Annotated in this window: 19 protein-coding genes; 8 read left to right on the top strand and 11 right to left on the bottom strand. The window is 72.4% G+C overall.

Annotated features, from left to right (window positions below; all coding sequences use genetic code 11):
* Positions 1-227: 227 nt before the first annotated feature.
* The 8 genes from SHK17_RS10880 to SHK17_RS10915 all read right to left on the bottom strand — a co-directional run bounded on the left by SHK17_RS10880 (position 228) and on the right by SHK17_RS10915 (position 9,819).
* Positions 228-1,811, bottom strand: coding sequence for a M28 family peptidase (locus tag SHK17_RS10880; protein ID WP_322919207.1), 1,584 nt, complete (start codon positions 1,809-1,811; stop codon positions 228-230).
* Positions 1,812-2,391: 580 nt separating this feature from the next.
* Complete coding sequence (locus tag SHK17_RS10885) at positions 2,392-3,369, bottom strand: NAD-dependent epimerase/dehydratase family protein (RefSeq protein WP_322919208.1); 978 nt, start codon at positions 3,367-3,369, stop codon at positions 2,392-2,394.
* Between the two features lie 4 nt (positions 3,370-3,373).
* Complete coding sequence (locus SHK17_RS10890) at positions 3,374-5,923, bottom strand: alpha/beta fold hydrolase (RefSeq protein WP_322919209.1); 2,550 nt, start codon at positions 5,921-5,923, stop codon at positions 3,374-3,376.
* A gap of 86 nt (positions 5,924-6,009) precedes the next feature.
* A complete protein-coding gene (locus tag SHK17_RS10895) occupies positions 6,010-7,035 on the bottom strand; it encodes a 3-oxoacyl-ACP synthase III (protein ID WP_322919210.1) in 1,026 nt (341 codons plus the stop codon).
* Between the two features lie 94 nt (positions 7,036-7,129).
* Positions 7,130-7,444 (bottom strand): phosphatase RsbU N-terminal domain-containing protein, encoded by a 315-nt coding sequence (locus SHK17_RS10900; protein WP_172271897.1) that lies wholly within the window; start codon positions 7,442-7,444, stop codon positions 7,130-7,132.
* A complete protein-coding gene (locus tag SHK17_RS10905) occupies positions 7,441-7,821 on the bottom strand; it encodes an STAS domain-containing protein (protein ID WP_172271895.1) in 381 nt (126 codons plus the stop codon). Before SHK17_RS10905 ends, SHK17_RS10900 begins: the two co-directional genes overlap by 4 nt.
* On the bottom strand, positions 7,811-8,695 hold the full coding sequence (locus SHK17_RS10910; RefSeq protein WP_172271893.1) for an STAS domain-containing protein: 885 nt from the start codon (positions 8,693-8,695) through the stop codon (positions 7,811-7,813). The genes SHK17_RS10905 and SHK17_RS10910 overlap by 11 nt, the downstream gene beginning before the upstream one ends.
* Before the next feature lie 44 nt (positions 8,696-8,739).
* A complete protein-coding gene (locus SHK17_RS10915; RefSeq protein WP_322919211.1) occupies positions 8,740-9,819 on the bottom strand; it encodes a sigma-70 family RNA polymerase sigma factor in 1,080 nt (359 codons plus the stop codon).
* A gap of 232 nt (positions 9,820-10,051) precedes the next feature.
* Between SHK17_RS10915 and SHK17_RS10920 the strand changes: the two genes are divergently transcribed.
* The 3 genes from SHK17_RS10920 (at position 10,052) to SHK17_RS10930 (ending at position 12,432) form a co-directional block, all read left to right on the top strand.
* Positions 10,052-10,306 (top strand): hypothetical protein, encoded by a 255-nt coding sequence (locus tag SHK17_RS10920; RefSeq protein WP_172271889.1) that lies wholly within the window; start codon positions 10,052-10,054, stop codon positions 10,304-10,306.
* A gap of 183 nt (positions 10,307-10,489) precedes the next feature.
* The gene (locus SHK17_RS10925; protein ID WP_322424342.1) at positions 10,490-11,632 is read left to right on the top strand and encodes a glycosyltransferase family 4 protein; all 1,143 of its coding nucleotides are present in this window, start codon (positions 10,490-10,492) and stop codon (positions 11,630-11,632) included.
* Between the two features lie 2 nt (positions 11,633-11,634).
* Entirely contained in the window at positions 11,635-12,432 is a 798-nt protein-coding gene (locus SHK17_RS10930) for a SigB/SigF/SigG family RNA polymerase sigma factor (RefSeq protein WP_172271887.1), read from the top strand.
* A gap of 49 nt (positions 12,433-12,481) precedes the next feature.
* Here the strand turns inward: SHK17_RS10930 and SHK17_RS10935 are convergent, their stop codons facing one another.
* Positions 12,482-12,805 carry a hypothetical protein gene (locus SHK17_RS10935; protein WP_322922066.1) on the bottom strand — a complete coding sequence of 108 codons (324 nt, stop codon included), beginning with the start codon at positions 12,803-12,805 and terminating at the stop codon, positions 12,482-12,484.
* Between SHK17_RS10935 and SHK17_RS10940 the strand changes: the two genes are divergently transcribed.
* From SHK17_RS10940 to SHK17_RS10950, 3 genes are all read left to right on the top strand, one after another.
* Positions 12,783-13,253, top strand: a complete 471-nt coding sequence (locus tag SHK17_RS10940) for a helix-turn-helix transcriptional regulator (protein ID WP_405030360.1) — start codon at positions 12,783-12,785, stop codon at positions 13,251-13,253. The genes SHK17_RS10935 and SHK17_RS10940 overlap by 23 nt on opposite strands.
* A gap of 225 nt (positions 13,254-13,478) precedes the next feature.
* Entirely contained in the window at positions 13,479-13,985 is a 507-nt protein-coding gene (locus tag SHK17_RS10945) for a hypothetical protein (protein WP_322424345.1), read from the top strand.
* A gap of 345 nt (positions 13,986-14,330) precedes the next feature.
* Positions 14,331-15,290 carry a CARDB domain-containing protein gene (locus SHK17_RS10950; RefSeq protein WP_322919213.1) on the top strand — a complete coding sequence of 320 codons (960 nt, stop codon included), beginning with the start codon at positions 14,331-14,333 and terminating at the stop codon, positions 15,288-15,290.
* 142 nt (positions 15,291-15,432) lie between these two features.
* Here the strand turns inward: SHK17_RS10950 and SHK17_RS10955 are convergent, their stop codons facing one another.
* Complete coding sequence (locus SHK17_RS10955) at positions 15,433-16,866, bottom strand: collagen-like domain-containing protein (protein ID WP_322919214.1); 1,434 nt, start codon at positions 16,864-16,866, stop codon at positions 15,433-15,435.
* Between the two features lie 277 nt (positions 16,867-17,143).
* On the opposite strand from SHK17_RS10955, the gene SHK17_RS10960 reads away from it, so the two are divergent.
* The gene (locus tag SHK17_RS10960) at positions 17,144-17,380 is read left to right on the top strand and encodes a hypothetical protein (protein WP_322919215.1); all 237 of its coding nucleotides are present in this window, start codon (positions 17,144-17,146) and stop codon (positions 17,378-17,380) included.
* Between the two features lie 74 nt (positions 17,381-17,454).
* On the opposite strand, the gene SHK17_RS10965 is transcribed toward SHK17_RS10960, so the two are convergent.
* Positions 17,455-20,544 carry a helix-turn-helix transcriptional regulator gene (locus tag SHK17_RS10965; RefSeq protein WP_322919216.1) on the bottom strand — a complete coding sequence of 1,030 codons (3,090 nt, stop codon included), beginning with the start codon at positions 20,542-20,544 and terminating at the stop codon, positions 17,455-17,457.
* On the opposite strand from SHK17_RS10965, the gene SHK17_RS10970 reads away from it, so the two are divergent.
* Positions 20,489-20,731, top strand: coding sequence for a hypothetical protein (locus tag SHK17_RS10970; RefSeq protein WP_172271878.1), 243 nt, complete (start codon positions 20,489-20,491; stop codon positions 20,729-20,731). The two genes, SHK17_RS10965 and SHK17_RS10970, sit on opposite strands and share 56 nt — an antisense overlap.
* Positions 20,732-20,754 lie beyond the last annotated feature (23 nt).

Here is a 20,754-nt window from a genome sequence, read left to right on the forward strand (position 1 = left end):
TACCGCCCCTGGTCCCGAGATCCGGGGTCGTCGAGCCCGGCGCCGTTCCGTGCGAGCCACTTCTCGTCATCGGTGGGCGCCATCCGCTGAGTTTCGCACGCCGAGGACGGCGCAGCTCTCTATCGTCCTCGAGCGATGGTCACCCAGAACGACGTCCGGCCGGGGTGGGCGACTGTGTCGCCCTCCCCGGCCGAACGATGCTGCTGCGGGCTAGGCCCCGAGCGACCTCAGCTGGCCTCGGCCTCGTGGTCGTGGTCGTGGCCGTCGTCGCCGCCGAGGGGCCCGGCGAAGGTGTGCTCCGGACCGGCGGGAGCCGGGATGGTGAACTTGCCCGGCACCTTGCGACCCGGCACACCGTTGACGCCCTCGGTCGAGTAGGCGTAGGTGAGCACGGCGAACGCGACGGCGTCGGAGTTGACGTCGAGCGCCTTCTGGTTGACGTTGTCGATCGTGTCGCAGGCCAGGTGGTAGCACTGGTCGAAGGACTCACCGGCGACACCACCCCAGATCGCCTGCTGCTGCGGGGTCTTGACGACCTCCGCGCCCGTGAAGAGGCCGCCGGACGGGATGCCGTTGTTGATGAAGGCCTGGTAGTCGCTGCGTCCGCTGAAGGCCGAGTCGTCGTACGGCTCGCTGCGCACGGTGTAGAACGACTCCAGCGTCCCCTCGATGTGCTCCGAGCCCTCGGGCACCGGCACGGGCGCCACGAAGCTCGACTCGTTGGCGTCGTAGATGCCGAAGTAGTAGTTCGGCGAGCCGATCATGTCGAAGTTGAGGTAGAGCGCGATCTCGTCCTTCTCGGCCTGGGTCCGCTGCCCCACCCATGCGGTGGACCCGAGCAGGCCGATCTCCTCGGCACCCCACCACGCGAAGCGCACGGTGTTGTGGGGCTTGGAGTTGCCCATGGCCTCGACCACGTCGAGCAGCCCGGACGAGCCGCTGCCGTTGTCGTTGATGCCCGGTCCCGCAGGCACCGAGTCGAGGTGGGCGCCGGCCATGACGACGTTGTCGTCGACCTCGCCCTCCAGCTCGCCGATGACGTTGAAGTCGGTCACCTCGCGGAAGTCGACGGCGACCCGCGCCCGCGAACCCGGCTGGGCCAGGGCCTGACCGGCCGCGAAGCTCGTGCCGACGACGGGGATGTCGACGACGATCGGGTCCTCGGCGGTCGGGGCGAGGGTCGGGCTGATCACGCCGAAGCGATCCCCGGCGGAAGCGTCGCCCTGGTTGAAGATGATGACCGCGGAGGCGCCGGCCTCCTCGGCGTTCAACGCCTTGACCCGGAAGGAGCACGTGGGTGCGGGTGCCGGGGGGCCACCGCGCTGGAGGAGCGCGATGGAGCCGGCCGGGAAGCCGGCGAAGTCGGCGTCCTCGCATCCGCTGGTGTTCTGCCGGGTGCCGGCCAGGTTGATGTCGACCGGTACGACGGCTTCCGTCACGTCGCCCTCACCCGTGCCGGTCGCGCCGGCGTGGGGGTGCGCCGTCTGCGTCGGCGCGACCTGCTGGAGCACCGTGTCGGTGGCGTTGTAGGTGAACGGCACGACGTCGGCCGACCAGCCCGACTTCTCGAGGACCTCGACCACGTAGTCGACGCTCGCCCGGTAGCCGGGGGTCTCGGTGGCTCGGGTGCCGCCGTTGGCGTCGGCGATGGCCTGGAAGGCCTGGAGGTGCTTGGTGACACCTTCCGCCGAGACGCACTCGAGCAGCTTGGAGTAGCTGTTGTTGTTGCGGCTGTCACACGCCTTGCCGGCGGGTGCCGCGGCCGAGGACGACGCCGTCACCGGTATCACCGCACCGGCAGAGGCGACCATCAGACCGGCTGTGGCAACGCCGAGAGATCGTCGAGAACGCTTGCTGACCATCGAGGACTCCTTTGTCACTCGTGCATGGAGCGCGGGCACTCGGGGGTGTTGCCCGCAAGCGCTCAACCTAGGCACAACGATGCTGCGATGACTAGGGCTCCTCATCCCCAGGAGCCATGTCGGCACCCCCCGTCCAGACCATGCCGAGGTGGCCCGTCCGGGTCACCCGCCCGTCCGAGGAGAACCTCCTCCCCGATCGCGACGTCGGGCAGCAGGCAGAGGCCCCGCGGCCACGAGGGGATCCGGCCGCGGGGCGTGCTCCCCCCAGGGGAACCCGGCAGCCACGGGAGGCCGTCGGGGTCCCGATCAGCGGAGTCCCCACTACCGCCGGTCGTTGCTCGGATCGTACGGCGTCCAGCGGGGTGGGTGTTCCACCCTTGAGGCGGGACCGACCACATTCCCCCCGCGACCTGCCCCGGTAGTCCCCATCAAACGGGTCGTTGGAACGGGCCCCGGACGACCCGTTCGATGGGGACTATCCGGAGGCGGCGCGTGGTGGGTGGGCGGTGGCGGCCCGCTCCTGTGCCGGCTAGCGCGAGGTGGCGGCGTACCACGCGGCGAGGGCCTCGAAGCCCGCCTCGAGCCCGACGGTGGGAGCCCATCCCAGCAGAGTCCGGGTGCGGCGCTGGTCGAACCAGTGCGCCGTCGTCAGCTGCTCGGCGAGGAACCGGGTGACCGGCGGGACGTCCGTACGCCCGGTGACCGCCCAGACCCGGTCGGCGACCGCGCCGGCGGCCAGCGCGAGGGGCACGGGAACGTGGCGCCGCGGTGGGGGCACCCCGGCCGCCCGGCAGACCCGGTCGAGGATCTCGGCCACCGGTCGGGGGTCCCCGCCGCTGACGACGAGCGCCTCCCCGTGGGCGTCGGGTCCGCAGGCGTCGACCGCAGCGACGAGCGCCGCGGCGGCGTCGTCCACGTAGGTGGTGTCGATCAGCGCGGTGCCGCCGCCGAGCAGCGGCAGGCGCCCGCTGCGGGCGCGGGTCACGAGGCGGGCGACGAGCTGGACGTCCCCTGGGCCCCACACGAGGTGCGGACGCACGGCGAGCACCGCGAGGTCGGGCCCGTCGGCGGACAGGGCGAGCACCTCGGCGGCGGCCTTGGTGCGCGAGTAGTGCCCGCGGGCGTGCTTCGGGTCGGCCGGCTCCGCACCGGCGCCGACGAGCGGTCGGCCGGTGTGCGCGACCGACGGGGACGACACCTGCACGAACCGTCCCACCCCGGCTGCACGGGCGGCGGAGACGACGGTCGCTGTTCCCGTCACGTTGGCACGCTCGTACGCCGCCCGCGGACCGACCACGTCCACCTTGGCGGCCAGGTGCAGGACGGCGTCCTGGCCGCGGACGGCGCGCGCGACCGCCTCGTGGTCGGCGACGTCGCCGAGCACCTCGCGGCAGTCGAGACCGGCGTGGCGGCGTTGCATCACCGTGACGTCGTCACCACGGGCGACGAGCAGCCCGGCAGTGGTGCGCCCCAGGAGCCCGGAGGCGCCGGTGACCAGGACCTTCATGCCCTCACGAGCCCCCGCGCCCGGCGAGGGTCCGTGCCGCCTGCCGCGCGACCTCGAGCCGGTCGACCTTCGACGCGTGGCGGATGTCGAGGGGCAGCCGGTCGCTGCGCAGCACCGCCGCCAGGGCGGTCCCCGCGGCTGCACGGACGTCCTCGGCGAGGTCGTACGGCGCCACGCCGAGGTCCATCGCACCCCGTCCGCCGGCGCGCGATCGGTCCGGGGCGCCCTCGGGGACGACGACGGCCACGACCACCTGCGCCCCCGGGGGGCCGACGCCGACGACGGCCGCAGCGCTCACGGCGTCGAGGGACTCCAGCCGCTGCTCGATCGCGACCGGCGTCACCAGCGCGTCCGCGGTGCTGACGACGTGCGCCGCGCGGCCCTCCACCCACAACCGGCCCTCGTCGTCCAGGTGTCCGACGTCGCCGGTGGCGTGCCAGCCGGGGTGGCGGCTGGCGGTGTGCTCGGTCCCCCACAGGGAGTCGTAGCGGTCCTTGACGTGCGCGGCGCGGACGCAGATCTCGCCCGTCACCCCGGGCTCGACGACCAGTGACGTGTCGCCGTCGGAGTGCGTGAGCGGCTCGAGGGCCACCTCGACGCCGGGCAGCGGCCGGCCGACGCAGACGCCTTCCCCCGCACCGGCCTCCGTGATCTCGTCGAAGGAGACGTCGGTGACGGGAAGCACCTCGGTCATGCCGTACGGCGTGTGGAGGCTCGCGTGGGGCAGCACCTCCCCCACGGCGGCGAGCAGCGAGGCGGGCACGGGTGCACCGGCCGACATCAGCAGCCGGACGCCGGACAGGGCGTCGCGCTGGCCGGCGGTCAGGCCGGCCCGCGTCGCCACCACGCGTCGCAGGGCCGCGGGAGAGGCGAACACGATGCGCGCGTCGACGGCCTTCGCCGCGTCGGCGAGGAGCGGGGCGGTGAGGGTGTCCGGCGCGGTGACGTCGATGTCGGGCACGACCGAGCCGAGCCCCAGCGCGGGACCGAGGATCGAGAACGGAGCGAACGCCGCGACGAACGTGTCGTCCGGCTGCAGGCCGTACGTCGCGCGCACGAGGTCGACCTGCGCGCGTACCTGCCGGTGCCGGTAGACGACTCCCTTGGACGGCCCGGTGGCCCCGGAGGTGAAGACCACGGCGCAGTCCGCGTCGGGGTCCGGGGGCGTCGGTGCCGCAGCGGTGCGACCGCGGCGCGCCAGCTCGTCGAGGTCGTGGTCGACGCCGAGGAGGCGTCGCGCCGACGCGGGCAGGGGGTGCGCCGCGATGCGCGAGCCCGGCAGGCCCATCGCCCGGGCCGCGGCGAGACCGGCCCGGCCGGCGACGAGGTGGTCGAGGGAGGCCCCGCGCAGGGCCCGGCGCATGCCGGTGAAGCCGAGTCCCTTGTCGGCCACCACCACGACGGCACCTGCCCGCCACACCGCGTAGACAACCGAGGTCAGGTCGGCGGACGGCTCGACCAGCAGGCCGACCCGGTCGCCGGGGCGTACGCCCGCCGACGCCAGCCCGGCGGCCAGCTCGGTCACCCGCCGCGAGAGCGCGGCCCAGCTCACCGTGGTTCCGTGAGCGGAGAAGACGGGGCTGGTGTCGTGGGAGCGCCGCTCGAGCGGGGCCCACAGCGGCTCGTGGTGACCGGTGTCCGGGGAGGCCGGGGACGCCGGGGACGCCGGGGACGCCGGGGAGGTCGCGGCACCGGCGGGACCCGACAGCTCGTCGAGCTCCTGCACCCAGGTGGACACGAGGTCGGCGTACTCCGGCGCGTCCTCGGTCACCAGGTGCGAGGCGCCCTCGAACCGGTGGACCCGGGCGTGCGGCAGCCGCTCGCGCAGGTCCGCCAGGTAGCGCTCGCCGAACACGGGGTCGCGGGGCCCCCAGAACATCAGGGCCGGCACGTCCAGGGTGCGCACCCCCTCGGCGAGCTCGGCCACGACGTCGTACGACGGGTGGCCGGCGGAGAACGGGATGTCGGCGACGAAGGCCCCGACCGCCCGGCGGTCGTCGGCGGTGCGGTAGGGCGACGCCAGCGCGTCGCGGACGTCGCGGGGCAGCGCGGGCCGCGACAGCGCCGAGGTGGCGCGGACGAACGTGGGCGTCACCACGCACCCGAGTGGACGCACGCCCGGCAGGTGGGCGAGGCGGATCAGCGGCGGACCGAGGTCCCCCGGCGGCTGTGCCACGGCGGTGTTGCCCAGGACAACACCGCGCAGCTGGTCGCGGTGCGCCAGCGCCCAGCCCAGCGAGATGATGCCGCCCCAGTCGTGCCCGACGGTGACGACGGGACCGGTGACGCCCAGGGCGTCGGTGAGCCGGCCCAGGTCGGCGACGCGCTGCGCCACCGAGCGGTCGGCGTCGGGGCGCTCGGACCAGCCCATGCCGAGGTGGTCAGCGGCGACGACCCGCCAGCCCGGCGGTGCTGCGGCGAGGAGTCCGCGCCAGAGGTAGGACCACGTCGGGTTGCCGTGCACGCACAGCAGGGTGCCCGTCGTGGGCTCGACCCCGTTGTCGAGCACGTGCCAGCGTCGCGTGCGGCCCTCCGCATCCGGTGCGTCGACCATGCGTGACCAGGCCGGGTCGAGGCCCGGCAGCTCGTCCAGCTCAGGTCCTCCACGGGGTTGCGCTGATCCTGGCCGCGAGGGCGACCTCACCAGCGGACCTCGATGCAGCTGGCGTTCAGGCCGGACCCGATGCCCATGAGCAGGACACGGTCACCCGGTGCGAGGGTGTCCGCCTCACCGGCGAGCGTGAAGGCCACCGACGCGGGTCCGATGTTGCCGAACTCCGGGAAGCTGCGCGGCACGAGCTCGGGGTCGATCTTGAGCCGCTCGCAGATGGCGTCGGTGTGGACCTGGGAGATCTGGTGCAGGAAGTAGCGGCTGATGTCGTCGTCCCAGCCGAACTCGCTGGCGGCCCCGTCCCAGAGTCCTGATGACAGGTCGAGACCGGCCTCCAGCAGGCCCTTGAGGTCGGTCCTCATGACGTCGTTGTCCCCCACGCACAACTCATGGTGCTGCGTGGCCGCCCGGCTCACGCCCGCCACCAGCCCGTGGCCCTCGGGGTGCTGGTCGGCGCGGGCCAGGACCATCGCCACCGCACCCGAGCCCAGGGTCAGGGCGGCGAACTCCGACATCAGGTCGCGCGACGTGACGCCGTCGACCGACAACCGCCTGATCGTCGACTCCTGGACGGGCTGCGAGTCCTCGCTGTCGACCACCAGCGCGACGTCGATCATCCCCGACTCGATCATCGCCGCGGCGATCTCCATGCCGTTCATGAACCCGAGGCAGGCGTTGGTGACGTCGAAGTTCTGGCACCCGGGCGACAGGCCCAGCGCGTCGTGGATGACGACCGCGGTCGAGGGCTCCAACCAGCTGCGACTCAACGAGGTGTTGACGAGCAGGTCGACCTGCTCCGGCCGTACGCCGCTCACTGCCAGCGCAGCCTCACCGGCAGCGACGGCACCATCGGTGAAGGCCACGTCGTCGGCCCACCGACGCCGTTCACGGATGCCGACCAACCCCTCGAGGAGCCCCGGACGCATGCGCGTACGCCGGTAGACGTCGCTGAGACGCTCGTCGAGCTCCGCGGACGTGACGACCACGGACGCCTCCACCCGCTCGACCCCCAAGATGACGGTGCGGTCGTAGCGATGGGTCGAGTTCCGGGACATGCTTCTCCTGACGCGCCTCTGAGGCGGTCGCTGCGGAGGCCGTCGAAGAGTACCCGTGCTGCACGTCTGCATGCGCTTCGGCGATCGTTCGGGGTCAGTCGGGCTCGACGGTGAGACGCGTGTCCATGAACCCGCGCTGGGCGACCTCGAACGACGCGACCAGGTCGATGAGGAGGGTCGAGGCGGCCCCGGCCAGCTCGGCTGCCTCGTCCACCCGGCGCGCGGTGGTGAGGACCTCGAGGAACAGGTCGTTGTGCACGCGCACCACGTCGAGCAGGCCGACGGACTCCTGCATCGCGCGTCGCCCCAGCTGGTAGGCGGCCTGGAGCCCGGACTCGTCGCGCTGAGCGAGGTGGCGCAGGAGGAGCGGCGCGTAGTCGAGGCGGAAGCGCTGCAGCGGGTCGGTCACTGCCCCAGCCACTCGAGGCCCTCCTCGAGATCCAGTGCCGTCTGCGTGAGCGGGATCCGCACACCGAGGCGGACCAGGGTCATGGCGACGTCCGGGGCGATGCCGACCACGACGGTCCGCGCACCTCGCAGCTGGGCCATGTAGGCGAGGTCGGCGAGCGTCCTCGCAGCGAAGGAGTCGAGGACGTCGAGCGCGGCGACGTCGATCAGGATCCCCCGCGAGCGCTCCCGGCCCACCCGCTCGAGCAGGTCGCGCTGCAGCCGGACGAGCTGCTCGTCGTCGAGGGCGGCGTGGATCGAGACGATCAGGTTCGGCCGCTGCGAGAGGATCGAGGCGGGCAGCGGCGCGAGCGGGGCGGTGGGCGTGTCAGTCGGCATCAGGCACCTTCGAGACGCGGAACCCGAGCTGTCGCTCCGCTTCCTCGATGCCTCCCTGCAGGTCGCCGACCGTGTGCATCTTGCTGAGGTCGACCCCGATGGTGACGAGGGTCTGGGCGATCTCGGACGACAACCCGGTGATGATGACGTCCGCACCCATGAGCCGGGAGGCCGTCACGGTGTCGACGAGCGAGTTGGCCACGGTCTCGTCCATGTCCGGGACCCCGGTCACGTCGATGACCACCAGCTTCGCCCGGTGAGCGCGGATGGCGTGCAGCAGCTGCTCGGTGAGCTGCCGGGCGCGGTCCTGGTCGAGCACGCCGATGATCGGCAGGATCAGCAGCCGCTCGCGCACCTGCAGCACGGGGGTCGACAGCTCCAGCAGGGCGTCCTGCTGGTCACGGATCACCCGCTCGCGCTGGTCGACGAAGCTGACGGCCACGGTGTTGGCGATGCGGTTGGCTGCCGGCTCGTAGGCGTTGAGCACGTGGGTGAGCAGCTCGAAGTCCTCGCGGTACTTCTCGAAGAGCGAGCGGGCGAGCACGTCCCTCAACAGCAGGACGATGCCGATCACCTCGTGGGTCTCGACACCGCGCGGGATGATCCGCTCGGACAGGTCACGCGCGTAGTCGCGGAGCGCCTCGACGCTGCCGGTCTCGAGCACCCCGACATAGTTGTCGTAGACCGAGGTCGCCTCGGAGAAGACCTCCTCGTTCGTCATGGCGGACAGCAGGTGGGCCCCGGTGATCCGCTCGGCCCACTGCTGCCGCAGCTCGGTGCGGTGGTCGCGCAGGTGGGCGACCAGCTCGGGGAGCAGCTTGTCGTCGCTGCGGTCGGTCTGGGCCGCCCCCGGGATGGTGGAGTCGTCGGTCATGTCTGGACCTCTCTCGTCTTCTTCGCTGGTAGGTGCTGATCGGTTCACCGCAACCACTTCTCCATCGACACGGTCGTCCCCTCGCCGGGGACCGACCGCAGGTGGAACCTGTCCATGAGGCGCTTCGCACCGGGCAGGCCCAGGCCGAGGCCCTGGTAGGTGCTGTAACCGTCCTGGAGGGCCTCCTCGAGGTCTGCGATCCCCGGCCCCACGTCGCGGACCACCACGCGGATGCCTCGGCGCCCGTCCTCGTCGAGCAGCGAGATCGTCACCTCACCGCGCTCGGCGAACTTGACGATGTTGCGGGCGATCTCGGAGATCGCCGTGGCGATGACCGTCTGGTCGGACGCCGTGAAGCCTGCCTGGGCCGCCGCCTCGCGACCCTGCTGCCTGGCCGCGACCACGTCGGCGTCTCGCGACACCGGCACCCGCACGAGGCTGTCCTCGGGGAGGCGCCCGCGGCGCTCGAAGAGGCGGTCGGCGAGCTGCGCGCACGCCCCGCACCCGAGGAGGTGACCGTGGACGTCCAGCTCCCCCTGGCGCCTCCGGTCGCCGATCGACAGCGCTCGCAGGACCGGCCGGCACCGGTCTGTTGCCGGGTCGACGCCCTCCGCGACGAGGAGGTACTCCACCCGGAGGCTGGCTCGGGCGCGAGCCAGCCTGGCCGCGACCGCACCCGGAGTGGAACCCCGCTCGGCTGCCATCGTGCTGGTGTCGTCGCCGTCGACCTCGTGGGCGACCAGCAGGTCCCGGTCGTCGGCGGGCAGCTGGGCCAGCGCGGCCGCCATGAACGCACGGTCCTCCTGCCGCAGCACCCCGTCGGTCGGCGGCTCGACCTCCTGAGCCTCGACGAGGAGGTGGGACCGGCTCCGGGCGCGGTCGTTGCGCTCGGCGTACGACGCGACGACGTGTCGCGCCGTCACCGCCGCATAGTGGTGCAGCTTGGCCGGATCGACGTGCGTGGAGGACGACATCAGCCGGGCCAACGTCTCCTGGACGAGGTCGTCCAGCGTGTGCGGGTCCTTGATCCTCGCCCCGACCACCCGGCGCAGCACGGGGACGAGCTCCGCCACGACGCTCTCGTCGTACGGATGCGCACCGCCACGCACGGGCTCGCTCGGCACAGGGTCCTCCTCCCCACCGAGAAGCAGGACCTGCGGTCCCTTGGATAAACCTGCACCAGTCTATGACCAGCCTCGTCACGACGCATGACGCGAGCCTCTCGCCGCTGGTCCCCCGACGACGTCTCGTACGGCGCCCGGACCCGGCCGGCCGCGCCCGGTGCCCGCGTCATGCACCGGCGCCGAGCAGGTCATGGGACGAACGACGACGACAGCAGGACCGAGGAGGGACCACGTGCACGACCGAGACGAACAGCAGGGCGACCACGCGCAGGGGCTGCGCGAGCGCGACCTCGAACAACGGATGGCCGAGCTCGAGAAGCAGATGGTGACGCTCGCCGCGGCGGTCGACGCCGCCTCACGGATGCAGGTCGCCACGCCGAACCGGCTCGACCACGACATCAGGATCGCCGGGGGCCGGCTGGTGCGCCGGATCCTCGAGAAGGGTCGTCTCGTGGAGGACTACCGCGACACGCGCCGCGCCGACTAGCCCCGGCGACGCCGCGTGCGGTCAGACCCCGCGGCGTCGTCGGTCATCACCGCCGGCATGCCGGTGCTGCCCGCACCAGGACCGAACCCATCGGCCGATCCGGCCGTCGACAGATCGGAGTCACGAGTGACACAGACCATGCAGATGAACGGGACGAGGGACGTGGCGCGGACCCCATCGAGGGTGCCTGCGGTCCGGACGAAGGGCGGGACCGGCGCACGACCGCCGCTGCGCATCGCGCAGGTGGCGCCCCTCTACGAGGCGGTGCCCCCCGGTGCCTACGGTGGGACCGAACGCGTCATCGCGACGCTCTGCGACGGCCTCGCCGCGCAGGGGCACGACGTCACCCTGTTCGGGCCGGCGACCTCCGACACCGCGGCACGGCTCGTGGCCTTCGAGAAGCCGCTCCGCGAGCGCTTCAGCGCCGACGAGATGGCCGGCGTGGCGCCCCACCTCCACCTGGAGATGATGGCCGAGGTGGCCGCCCGGGCCGGTGAGTTCGACGTCATCCACTCCCACCTCGACCTGCTGGCGCTGCCGTTCACTCCGCTGATCGCCACGCCCAGCGTGCTGACCCTGCACGGTCGACTCGACCTCGACTTCGTGCGCGAGCTGCTCCCGCGCTACGGCTCCGTGCCGCTCGTGTCCATCAGCAACGACCAGCGGCGCGCGGTCGAGGACCTCGACCTGACGTGGGCGAGCACGGTCTACAACGGACTCGACCTCGGCCACTACCGCGACGTGCCGCACGACCCCGACGGCTACCTGGGCTTCGTCGGCCGGATCGCCGAGGAGAAGGGGCCGCTGGCGGCGATCGAGGTCTCCCGCCGGACCGGCCTGCCGCTGCGCATGGCGGCCAAGGTCGACCCGACGGACGTCCGGTACTACGAGGACGAGGTGGCGCCGCACATGGGCAGCCACGTCGACTTCGTCGGCGAGATCACCGAGGACGAGAAGCCGGCCTTCTACGCCGGCGCCCGCGCCACCCTCTTCCCCAGCGACTGGCCCGAGCCGTTCGGGCTGGTCATGATCGAGTCCCTGGCCGCCGGCACCCCGGTGATCGCGCTCCGCCGCGGCTCGGTTCCCGAGGTCATCGAGCACGGCGTCACCGGCTTCATCTGCGACGACGTCGACGACATGGCCGACGCCGTCAGCCGGATCGACCAGATCGACCCGGACGCGTGTCGTCGCGGCGCCGAGCGCTTCACCGCCGAGCGCATGTGCCGCGAGTACGTCGACGTCTACCGCACGCTGCTGCGCACGCGCCGCCCCGGGCCGGGTCAGGGTGTCGCGCAGCAGCTGCTGTCGGCCACGGGCGAGAACTGACCATGACGTCCGACCGAGTCGTGTCTCCCCTCCGGTCCGTCAGGCACCGGTCGCCAGCCGGGCGCCGGCTGGCCCGTGAGCTGATCGAGGACCACCACGACGTGGCCGTCTCGATGGCGTGGCGCTACCGCAACCGCGGCGTCGACCTCGACGACCTCCAGCAGGTGGCCCTCCTCGGACTCACCAAGGCCGCCCAGCGCTTCGACCCCGACGCCGGACACGCCTTCATGTCCTTCGCCGTTCCCACCATCCGCGGGGAGATCCGGCGCTACTTCCGCGACAACGGCTGGATGGTCCGACCGCCTCGACGCGTGCAGGAGCTGCAACCACGGATCCACGAGGCACGCGAGGAGCTCGAGCGCGAGCTGGAGAGATCACCGCGACCCACCGAGATCGCGGAGCACCTCGGCGAGCCGCTGGACTCCGTGGTGGAGGCACTGACCGCGGAAGGAACGTTCGCACCGACCTCCCTGGACGGCGTCGTCGGCGACGGTTCCACCACCTTGGGCGAGCTGCTCGGTGGCGCCGACCCGGCCCTGCGGGCGGTCGAGGCGAAGGTCCTGGTGCAGCCACTCCTCGCCCAGCTGTCCGAGCGCGACCGTCACGTCGTACGGCTCCGCTTCTACGAGGACCGGCCGCAGCGGGAGATCGCCGACGACCTGGGGATCACCCAGGCGCAGGTGTCGCGCATCCTCGCGCGCCTGCTCGCGCAGCTCCGCCGCGGCCTCGAGGGAGAGCCGACCGCCACCCTCGCGACCCGCTGCGCCACCCACTCCACGCCCATGACCCGCGCCAGCTAGCCCTTCCAGCACCGCAGCGGGACCCGTACCCCGCGTCGGCGCGGGACGATCAGCCGACGAGCGCGCAGGTGGCCGTGACCCGCAGCGTCTTGGTGCCGTCGGTGTCGTTGAAGCCGTAGGCCGCGCCGCTGTTGAGGTTGGGGTTGATGCTGGTCGCCGTGGGCCGCACGCTCGCAGTCCAGTCACCGGAGACGCCGAGGATCTTCTTCCCGCCCGGGCACACCGCGACCACGGCGCCGCCGACCCCGGCCGACAGGTCCTTGGTGGCCTCCAGGTGCTGCAGGCCGTTCGCGCCGTTGGACCCGACGATGGACCTCGAGGCTCCTGCCGCCCGCTCGTGGCTGCGCCTGGTGCACCTGGCGGTCGACGACATGGAGGCCGGCGGTGCGTTGTTCGGCTCACCCCTCGCGGCCGTGCACTTCGAGCAGACCCTCATCTCCGGACTGCTGGCGCTCCAACCCAGCTCTGCGCAGGAGGTGGAGCGGCCGACGCGACCCTGCCCACCCGTCGTACGCGCCGTCGTGGACCTCATCGAGGATCAGCCCGAGCACGCGTGGACGATCGCCGAGCTGGCTCGGCATGCAGGGGTCTCGCCGCGCACCCTCCAGGAGGCGTTCCAGCGCGAGCTGGGCATGAGTCCGCTGGAGCGACTGCGTCGCACACGCCTGGAGCGCGCGCGTCGCGACCTCGTCTCGGCAGATCCCGCGCGGACCTCGGTCACCGACGTCGCGGCTCGCTGGGGCTTCTTCCACCTCGGCAGGTTCGCTCAGACCTACCGGGCGGCCTACCAGGAGCTCCCCTCGCAGACACTGGCGGGCTGAAGCCGCTCGGCACCGGCGTCTCGCCGACCGATGCCGCTCGGCCCGTGGGGCAGCGCAACGTCGTGCCGTGGCAGTCATTGACACTGTCGCCCCCGATCGAGGCCGTCCTAGCGTGATCTCGCCGCGTCGGCAGGGCGACCAGCCCCCGCCCGACGCCTCCCGGACGCAGCTCCGCCCGCGTCCGCCACCTCGATCCTCGATTCTCGATCCTCGAAGGAGATCCTCATGCGCAGATGGTTGGTCGTCACCGGCCTCCTCGGCTCGCTGGCCCTCACCGGGTGCGGCGCGTCCGACACCTCCGACACCTCCGGCGCCGTCGACGATGCCATCACGGCAGCCGCGGACAGCGGCCCGGTGACCGACACCTCGGACCTCGCGGCCGACCGGGCGGTCCTGACCGCGCTGTGCGAGCAGCACTGCGCCTCGCTGAGCCTGGACGGCATCTCGATGTGCGAGTCCGGCGCCGAGTGCGACGCCAACGTCGCCGAGGCGCACGGGCGGCTCGAGGCGCTGGTCGACGCGGCGGCGGAGAAGGGGCTCGACATCACCGCCGCGCCCGCCATCGAGGGCCCGATCGCTGTGTCGCGGCGCGCGCACGAGGAGTACGGGTCGACGCAGCCCTGCCGGGACGAGGTCGCCGGGGAAGAGCTGTCCTCGACCTGCTTCGCCGGCGTCGCCGACTACCTGGTCACCGTCCAGCTCGTCGGCATGAGCCTGGAGCGGAACTCGTGATCGTCACCGGGACCTACACCACCACGACCACCACCACACCGGCAGCGCGAGAGCGCCGGGACGTCTCCCAGGTCCCTGCACGCCGGTGACACTCGCGCACCCACCGCGACGTCGCGATCGTGCGGGCACCGGGACCGCTGACCGCTGTGCGGAGGTCACCCGGTCACCGGGCGGCTGGTGACGCCGCGTCCGGGACAAGAAGGACGCAAGGACGGGGCAAGTGGCCGACGTGAGACTGCATCGACGCCCAGTGCGTACGACGACCACTCGAGAGGACCTTCCATGCACCTGAAGAACCCCGCCGGCGCAGCTCGGCGGTTCCGCCCGGGACCACGAACGGCGGCGATGTTGGCCGCTGCGTCCCTGACCGCGAGCGTGGTGCCAGCAGCGTCGGCCGAGCCACCGACGCGGCCCGACCTCACCACCACGTCGGTCACCGTCACAGCCGCGGCGAAGCCCGGCGAGGCCATCTCCGTCTCGACGACGGTGAAGAACGCCTCCAAGCGCAAGGCGCCGGCCACCCGGACGACGTACGCGCTGTCGACAGACACGTCCGCCGGCGGCGACATCACGCTGCCGGGGACGAGCAAGGTCAAGGCGCTGAAGCCGGGAAGGAGCGCGTCGGTGAAGACAGCTGTGGCGCTGCCCGGCAGCACCCCGGACGGCAGCTACTTCGTGATCGCCTGCGCTGACGCCGCGAAAAAGGTGCGGGAGAGCAGGGAGAAGAACAACTGCCGCGCCTCCGACGCACCCGTCGAGGTCTCGGGCGACATCGAGGGAACCCTGTCCGGGACCCTCACCTTCACGGACGTCGGCGCGAGCAGCACGGGCCTCTGGGACACGTGGAACCGCTCGGCCCAGGCCACCGTGCACATGTCGGTCAGTGGTCCCCGGCTCGACGAGGTGTTCGCCTCCACGGGCAGCACCTACACGGTCAACGGCACGCGGGACGACGCCAACACCGCCCCCGGCTGCCAGCGTCGGCGCAGCGAGACAGGTGGAGGCACCCTGGCCTACACCGGCAACCCGTACACCGACAACGTGCAGGGCAAGTTCACCAAGACCGACCTCAGCGGCCTGGGACTGCTCGTCACCATGCCCTACACCGCGGTGACCACCGAGTCGGGCTGCGAGGAGCCCAGGACGACCACCTCCTCGTCGATCGACCTCAACGACATCACGCTCACCCAGGTCAGCCGGACGGCGACCAGCGTGACCTACCGGGTCTCGGAGTTCCTCGGGCCCTACAGCGGTACGTCGGAGTGGGACTCCATCACGGGCGACCTCGTGCTCACCCTCACGTGACCCCCGACTGACGGTCCAGGCGCGACCGGGTATCGCACCCGCAGGCCACGACGTAGCCCGGGCTTCATCGTTGGCTCAGGCCCGGGTGCTCTGGAAGCGGGCACCCGGGCCGCTCGACGACATGCGAGAGCCAGGCTCGGGGTCAGCCGATCGACAGCGGCAGGGCGAACTGGTTGCCCGTCGTCGCCGGCAGTCCCAGCTCGTCGGTCGTGGCCGAGCGCATCTTCCAGGCGGTCTGGTTGGGCTGGCTGGCCGGGACGCCGCAGTTCCAGCCGCTTGCGCCCGAGTTGTCGAAGCCCCCGATGACGGGCATCGCGGCCGAGGTGGCGTAGCCATCGGCGACCGTGCCGATCACCATCCACTGGTTGAGCGAGTGCGAGTAGACCGCGCTCTTGCCGTACATCGTCTGCGGCGTCGAGCTGCCAGCGTTCCAGTAGGCGTCACCCGAGCAGCTGCCGGTGTAGTAGAGCTGGCCCTTGGCGGCCTGGCCGTCCCAGCCGACGTTGACGATGTAGCCGGTCGAGGTCTTGATCAGCACTCCCCGGCTGTACTGGGCGACCCCGTTGCCGCCGACGGGCGAGCCCGCGGACACGATCGTGCCGAGGGTCACGCCGTTGCGGTCCTTGAGGACGGCGCCGCTGCCCGCGGCACCCGCAGGGCCGGCCGGACCTGTGGCGCCCGCGGCGCCCTGCGGACCGGTCGCACCGGTGTCGCCCTTCGGCCCCTGCGGACCGATCGGACCCAGCGGTCCGATCGGGCCCTGCGGACCGGTGGCGCCGGCGGTGCCCTGCTGACCGTTGGCACCCGGCGCGCCCACGGCCCCTGTCGCGCCAGTCGCACCAGTCGCACCGGCCGCACCGGCAGCTCCCGTCGCGCCGGTGTCGCCCTTCGGTCCGACCGGACCGCGGAGGTTCACGACGGCGGCCCAGCCGCCGGCGGTCTTCTCGTAGGCGTCGTAGGTGGTGGTGTTCAGGTACCAGTCGCCCACGACACCCGTGGCGGCCGCCGGGGCGGTCGTGCCCTGGAGCCACTTGGTTCCGTCGACGCCGGTGTCTCCCTGGTCTCCCTGGTCGCCCTGGTCACCCTTCGCGCCGGTGTCGCCCGTGTCACCCTTGGCGCCGGCGTCACCCTCCGCGCCCTGTGCTCCCGTGTCGCCCTTGGCGCCGGTGGCACCGAGTGCGCCCGCCGCTCCCTGCGGACCCACCGCTCCGGGCGCGCCGGTGGCGCCCATGATGTTGACACGCAGCTCCCAGCCCGACGGGGTGTTCTTGTAGGCGTCGCCGGTGGCGGTATCGAGGTACCAGTCCCCCACGACGCTGCCCTCGTCGGTCGGTGCCCCGACACCCGAGTTCCACCGAGTCTTCAGCGTGGCCACGGCCTCGGTGCTGAGCTGGCGGGTCTCGATGGTGCGGTTCTTGATGTCCGCGGACGTGATCGAGCCGTCCTTGATGTCGCGGCCCGTGATCATGGCACCGGCGGTGGCGCCGCCGACACCCGCCGAGACGATCAGGGCACCGGCGACGACCAGGGCAGGAATGGTGCGGCCCTTGAGGCGGGCAGGGATGGACAAGGGCACGACGAGGACTCCCGGAGTGGGGTGGCGCCCACCCGGTTGGCGGCGCGGCGACTGGAGCCTGTCAGCGTCTCGGACGCGTGTCCGGCGAATGGAGCAAGAACGCGAATCGGTGGCGGCCGCGTCAGACTCGGTGCTAGCGCCGGGCGAGATCGCGGCCCCCACCTCGCCGCCCCGGGCGGCGTCGGGCTCGCCCTCTCCTCGCTGCTGTTCGTGGCCGGCGCCGCGACCAGTCCGCCCCAGGAGGACGGCAGCGCGGGGGCCCACATCGAGTCCCTGGGTGCGGATCCCTTCCTCGCCGGTCTCTCGGGGAACCTCTTCCACTGGGTCGATCCAGTTCACCGGCCTGCTCTACAGCGACTGGGTGCTCCCGGCGCTCGACCACCAGCTGTTGCTGCCGATGATCGCGTTCGGGGTCGTCGGCGGCCCGCTCGGGATCACGTTGGCTCTCGCGTGCTACGCGCCGTCGTACGTCGTGGGCTGGCGGCTCGTGCAGCGTGCCCGAGTGCACGCCTGACGGCGCAACCATCGGCGACGACAGCCTCCTGCGACGAGGACCCGCCTACGACACGGGCGGGTGGTCGGCGTGCCTCAGCCGCGAGCATCCACCAGACGTGCCAGCTCGGTGCGCGAGCCCACGCCGACCTTGCGGAAGATGTTGCGCAGGTGGCTCTCCACCGTCTTGGTCGACAGGAAGATCCGCTGGGCTATCTCCGGGTTGGTCAGCCGGTCCACCACGAGGTCGGCGATCTCGCGCTCGCGTGCGGTGAGTGAGGCGAGCCCCGCGACCCCGGATCCCGGTGAGGTCCTCCGGTGGGGTCGCCGCCCCACCCGTCCGAGCTCGCGCTCGGCCTCGTCGCGGAAGCGACGTGCGCCGCAGGCGTCCAGCGTGGCGGCCGCCTCGGTCCAGAGCGCGACAGCGCCCTCGAGGTCGCCCGTCCCTTCTACGGCTCGACCTGCGAGGGTCCTGGCCCGGGCAGCGTCGACCCGGGCGCCGACGAGGTCCGCAGCGGTTGCCGCGGCGCGGGCCGCCTCGGCCGCTCGAGCGTGGTCGCCGCCGGCCAAGGCACACGCCGCCACCGCCCGGCGAGCCAGGGACTGCGCGAACGGCAGCCCCACGACGTCCGCCCACGCGGTGGCGCCAGCGGCACATTCCTCTGCCCGGCGTACGTCACCGCGCGCCACGTGGGCACGTACGGCGATGTCGAACGCGTAGGTGCGCCACCCGCCGGGGATCCCCGTCAGCTGGGCCCCGCCGCAGGTGGCGTACAACGTCTCGAGCGCGAGCTCTGGGCGCCCGCTCTCGACCTCGATGAAGGCCAGGACCGCTCCCGCCCACGCCTCGATGCCGGTGTTGGAGCGGCGCCCAGCCAGCTCGAGGCTCTCGCGCCCGCGGTCGGATGCCTCCTCGAGGCGGCCTGCGACGGCCAGCGCGAAGGCCAGGTTGAACAGGCCCCAGGCCGTGGTCTCCGGACGCCGGGCAGCGCGCGCCGCCTCGACCATGGTGTCGCAGTGGCGGATCGACTCCTCCACCCGACCGGCGACCCACAGTGCCGTGCCATAGGCCGGGCCGAGGGTGGGGACGGCCCACATGTCCCCGCTGGCCAGAGCGAGTGCGAGACCGCGGGCACCGTGCGCGATGCACGCGTCGTAGCGGTCGAGGTAGAGCTCGGCACCGGCCATCCCACCCAGGACGTCGAGTCGGCGGGCGAGGTCGGCGTCGGTGAGGAGCGGCAGCAGCTCGAGGGCGGAGCCGAGGTGGGCCTCCGCAGCCTCGGTGGCTCCCCCCAGAGCATGGGCGAACGCCGCACCGGCGTGGGCGGCAGCGCTCAGGACCGGCTTCTGCAGTCGTTCGGCCTCGCTCGCCGCGGCGGACGTCCAGGACCTGACCGCCTCGTGGTCGCGGTTGTAGAAGGCGTCGAGCACCATGGCGACCATCACCGAGACCGCCGGCTCGCTCCGGCGGTCCAGTGGCTCGAGCGTCCGGACCAGGCGACGATGAGCGTCGGCGTACCGGCCCAGCCCCTGCTCGATGGCGACACTCGTCAGCGCGAGCTCCACGCGGGTGGCGTCGTCGGTCGCGAGCTCCAGCGCCTCGACGGCCGATGCCAGCGCGGCCTCGGGCTCGCCGAGCGCGGCGAGCAACGGCGGCTGCCGCCGCGCCAGACGCAGCCGTTGGCTCGGGTCCGCCGTTCCGGGAAGCAGTCGCAGTGCAGTGCCCAGCCACCGCACGGCGCTCGCGGGGGCGCGTGCGGCTGCCTGGTCGGCCGCCTCGACCAGCACGTCGACAGCCTCCTGGTCCCCCACTCGTGCGGCGTGCTCCAAGTGGCCCGCGAGATCGGTGGCCGGCGCGCCGAGTTCCGCGAGGCCGGCGACGCACCGCTCGTGCAGCGCGAGCCGTCGCCCCGGAGGCAGCGCGTCGTAGACGGCGCGACGCACCAGCGGGTGGCGGAACGCGAACTGCCGAGGGACGTCGCCGCTCTCGACGATGCCGCGCAGGACGAGCTGGTCGATGAGCTCGTACGCGCTCTGCTCGTCCACCCCGGCGACCCAGCCGGCGAGGTCCAGCCCGAACGGGTCGCCCACCACGGCCGCGCCCTCGGCCAGGCTCCGGGCCGGCCCGGCACGGTCGAGCTCCGCCAGGATCGCCTGCGAGATCGCAGGCGGGAGCCCATCGTCCAGCTGCGGGGCGTGCTCTCCGGTGCCCGCCAGCGTGAGCAGGTAGAAGGGGTTGCCACCGCTCACACGGTGCAGCTCCTCGGCCGAGCGACGGTCCGTCACGCCCATCAGGTCGCCCACCTGCTGGACGTCGAGGGGGTTCACCTCCACGTACCTGGCGACCCCGTCGAACACCGCGCGCGCCACGTCGGCGGCCAGGTCGGCGTCCACCTGCCGTGGTCGGTAGGCACCCACGAGCAGCAGCCGGGCCGCGCCGGGGCGACGCAGCAGGAAGGCGAACAGCTCCAACGAGGAGCGGTCGGCCCAGTGCAGGTCGTCGAGCACCAGCACGAGCGGACGCTCCCGCGACACGAGCTCCAGCAACCTGCGGATCGCTGCGTAGCCGCTCACCCGGTGCTCGGGCGTCCCCACCGACACCCCGCCGGCAGGAACGCGGATGCCGAGCGACGGGAAGAGCGTCGCAAGGCGAGTCCGGTCCTCGTCGCTCATCGCCTCCAGCACCGTCTCGTCCAAGGCGTGCAGGTGTGCGTCAAGGGCGTCGACGAACGGGCCGAGCGGGTGCTGCTCGAACTCCGAGGCGCGCCCGGTGAGAACGAAGCCACCCAGCTCGTCCACCCTCGTGCGCAGCGTGCTGAGCAGGAACGTCTTGCCGATCCCCGGCTCCCCGGCGACGACGACGGCCGTGCTGTCACCGCGGAAGGCTTCGTGCACCGCACGCATCAGTGCCTTCAGCTCGCCATCACGTCCGACAAGTCCAGCGCGCAGCACGCCTCCCCCTCCTCGCTCGCTCAGGATAGGACGAGAGTGCCGTCGGCCTCCATGCCTGAGACGAGGTACGTCCACGACGCCGCCTCCCGCAGTGCGGGGCCTGGCCCGACACGGCTCAGGGTGCGCCTCAGGGTGTCCGCCCGATGTCGGTGCGCCGGCTCGTCGACACCATCGACAGGTGCCTCGATTCAGACTCTGCCACCACCACACACCCGACGAGTGCGCCGCCGCCATGGCGTCCTGGCGCGTCTTCGCGAGCCCCCTGCGTGGGCAGTCGGCGACGGCGTCCTGCGCTCACGGTGGCCACCACGTCTGGTTCGACGTCGAGGCACCCGACCGGGAGGCAGCCCTGTCGCTGCTTCCCGGCTTCGTCGCCCACCGCACGGAGGTCGTGCGCGTGGCCGAGCTCGACCTGCCCTGAACACCGTCCGAAGGAAACCGTCA

It is taken from the genome of Nocardioides renjunii, assembly GCF_034661175.1.
GTDB classification, from domain to species: domain Bacteria; phylum Actinomycetota; class Actinomycetes; order Propionibacteriales; family Nocardioidaceae; genus Nocardioides; species Nocardioides renjunii.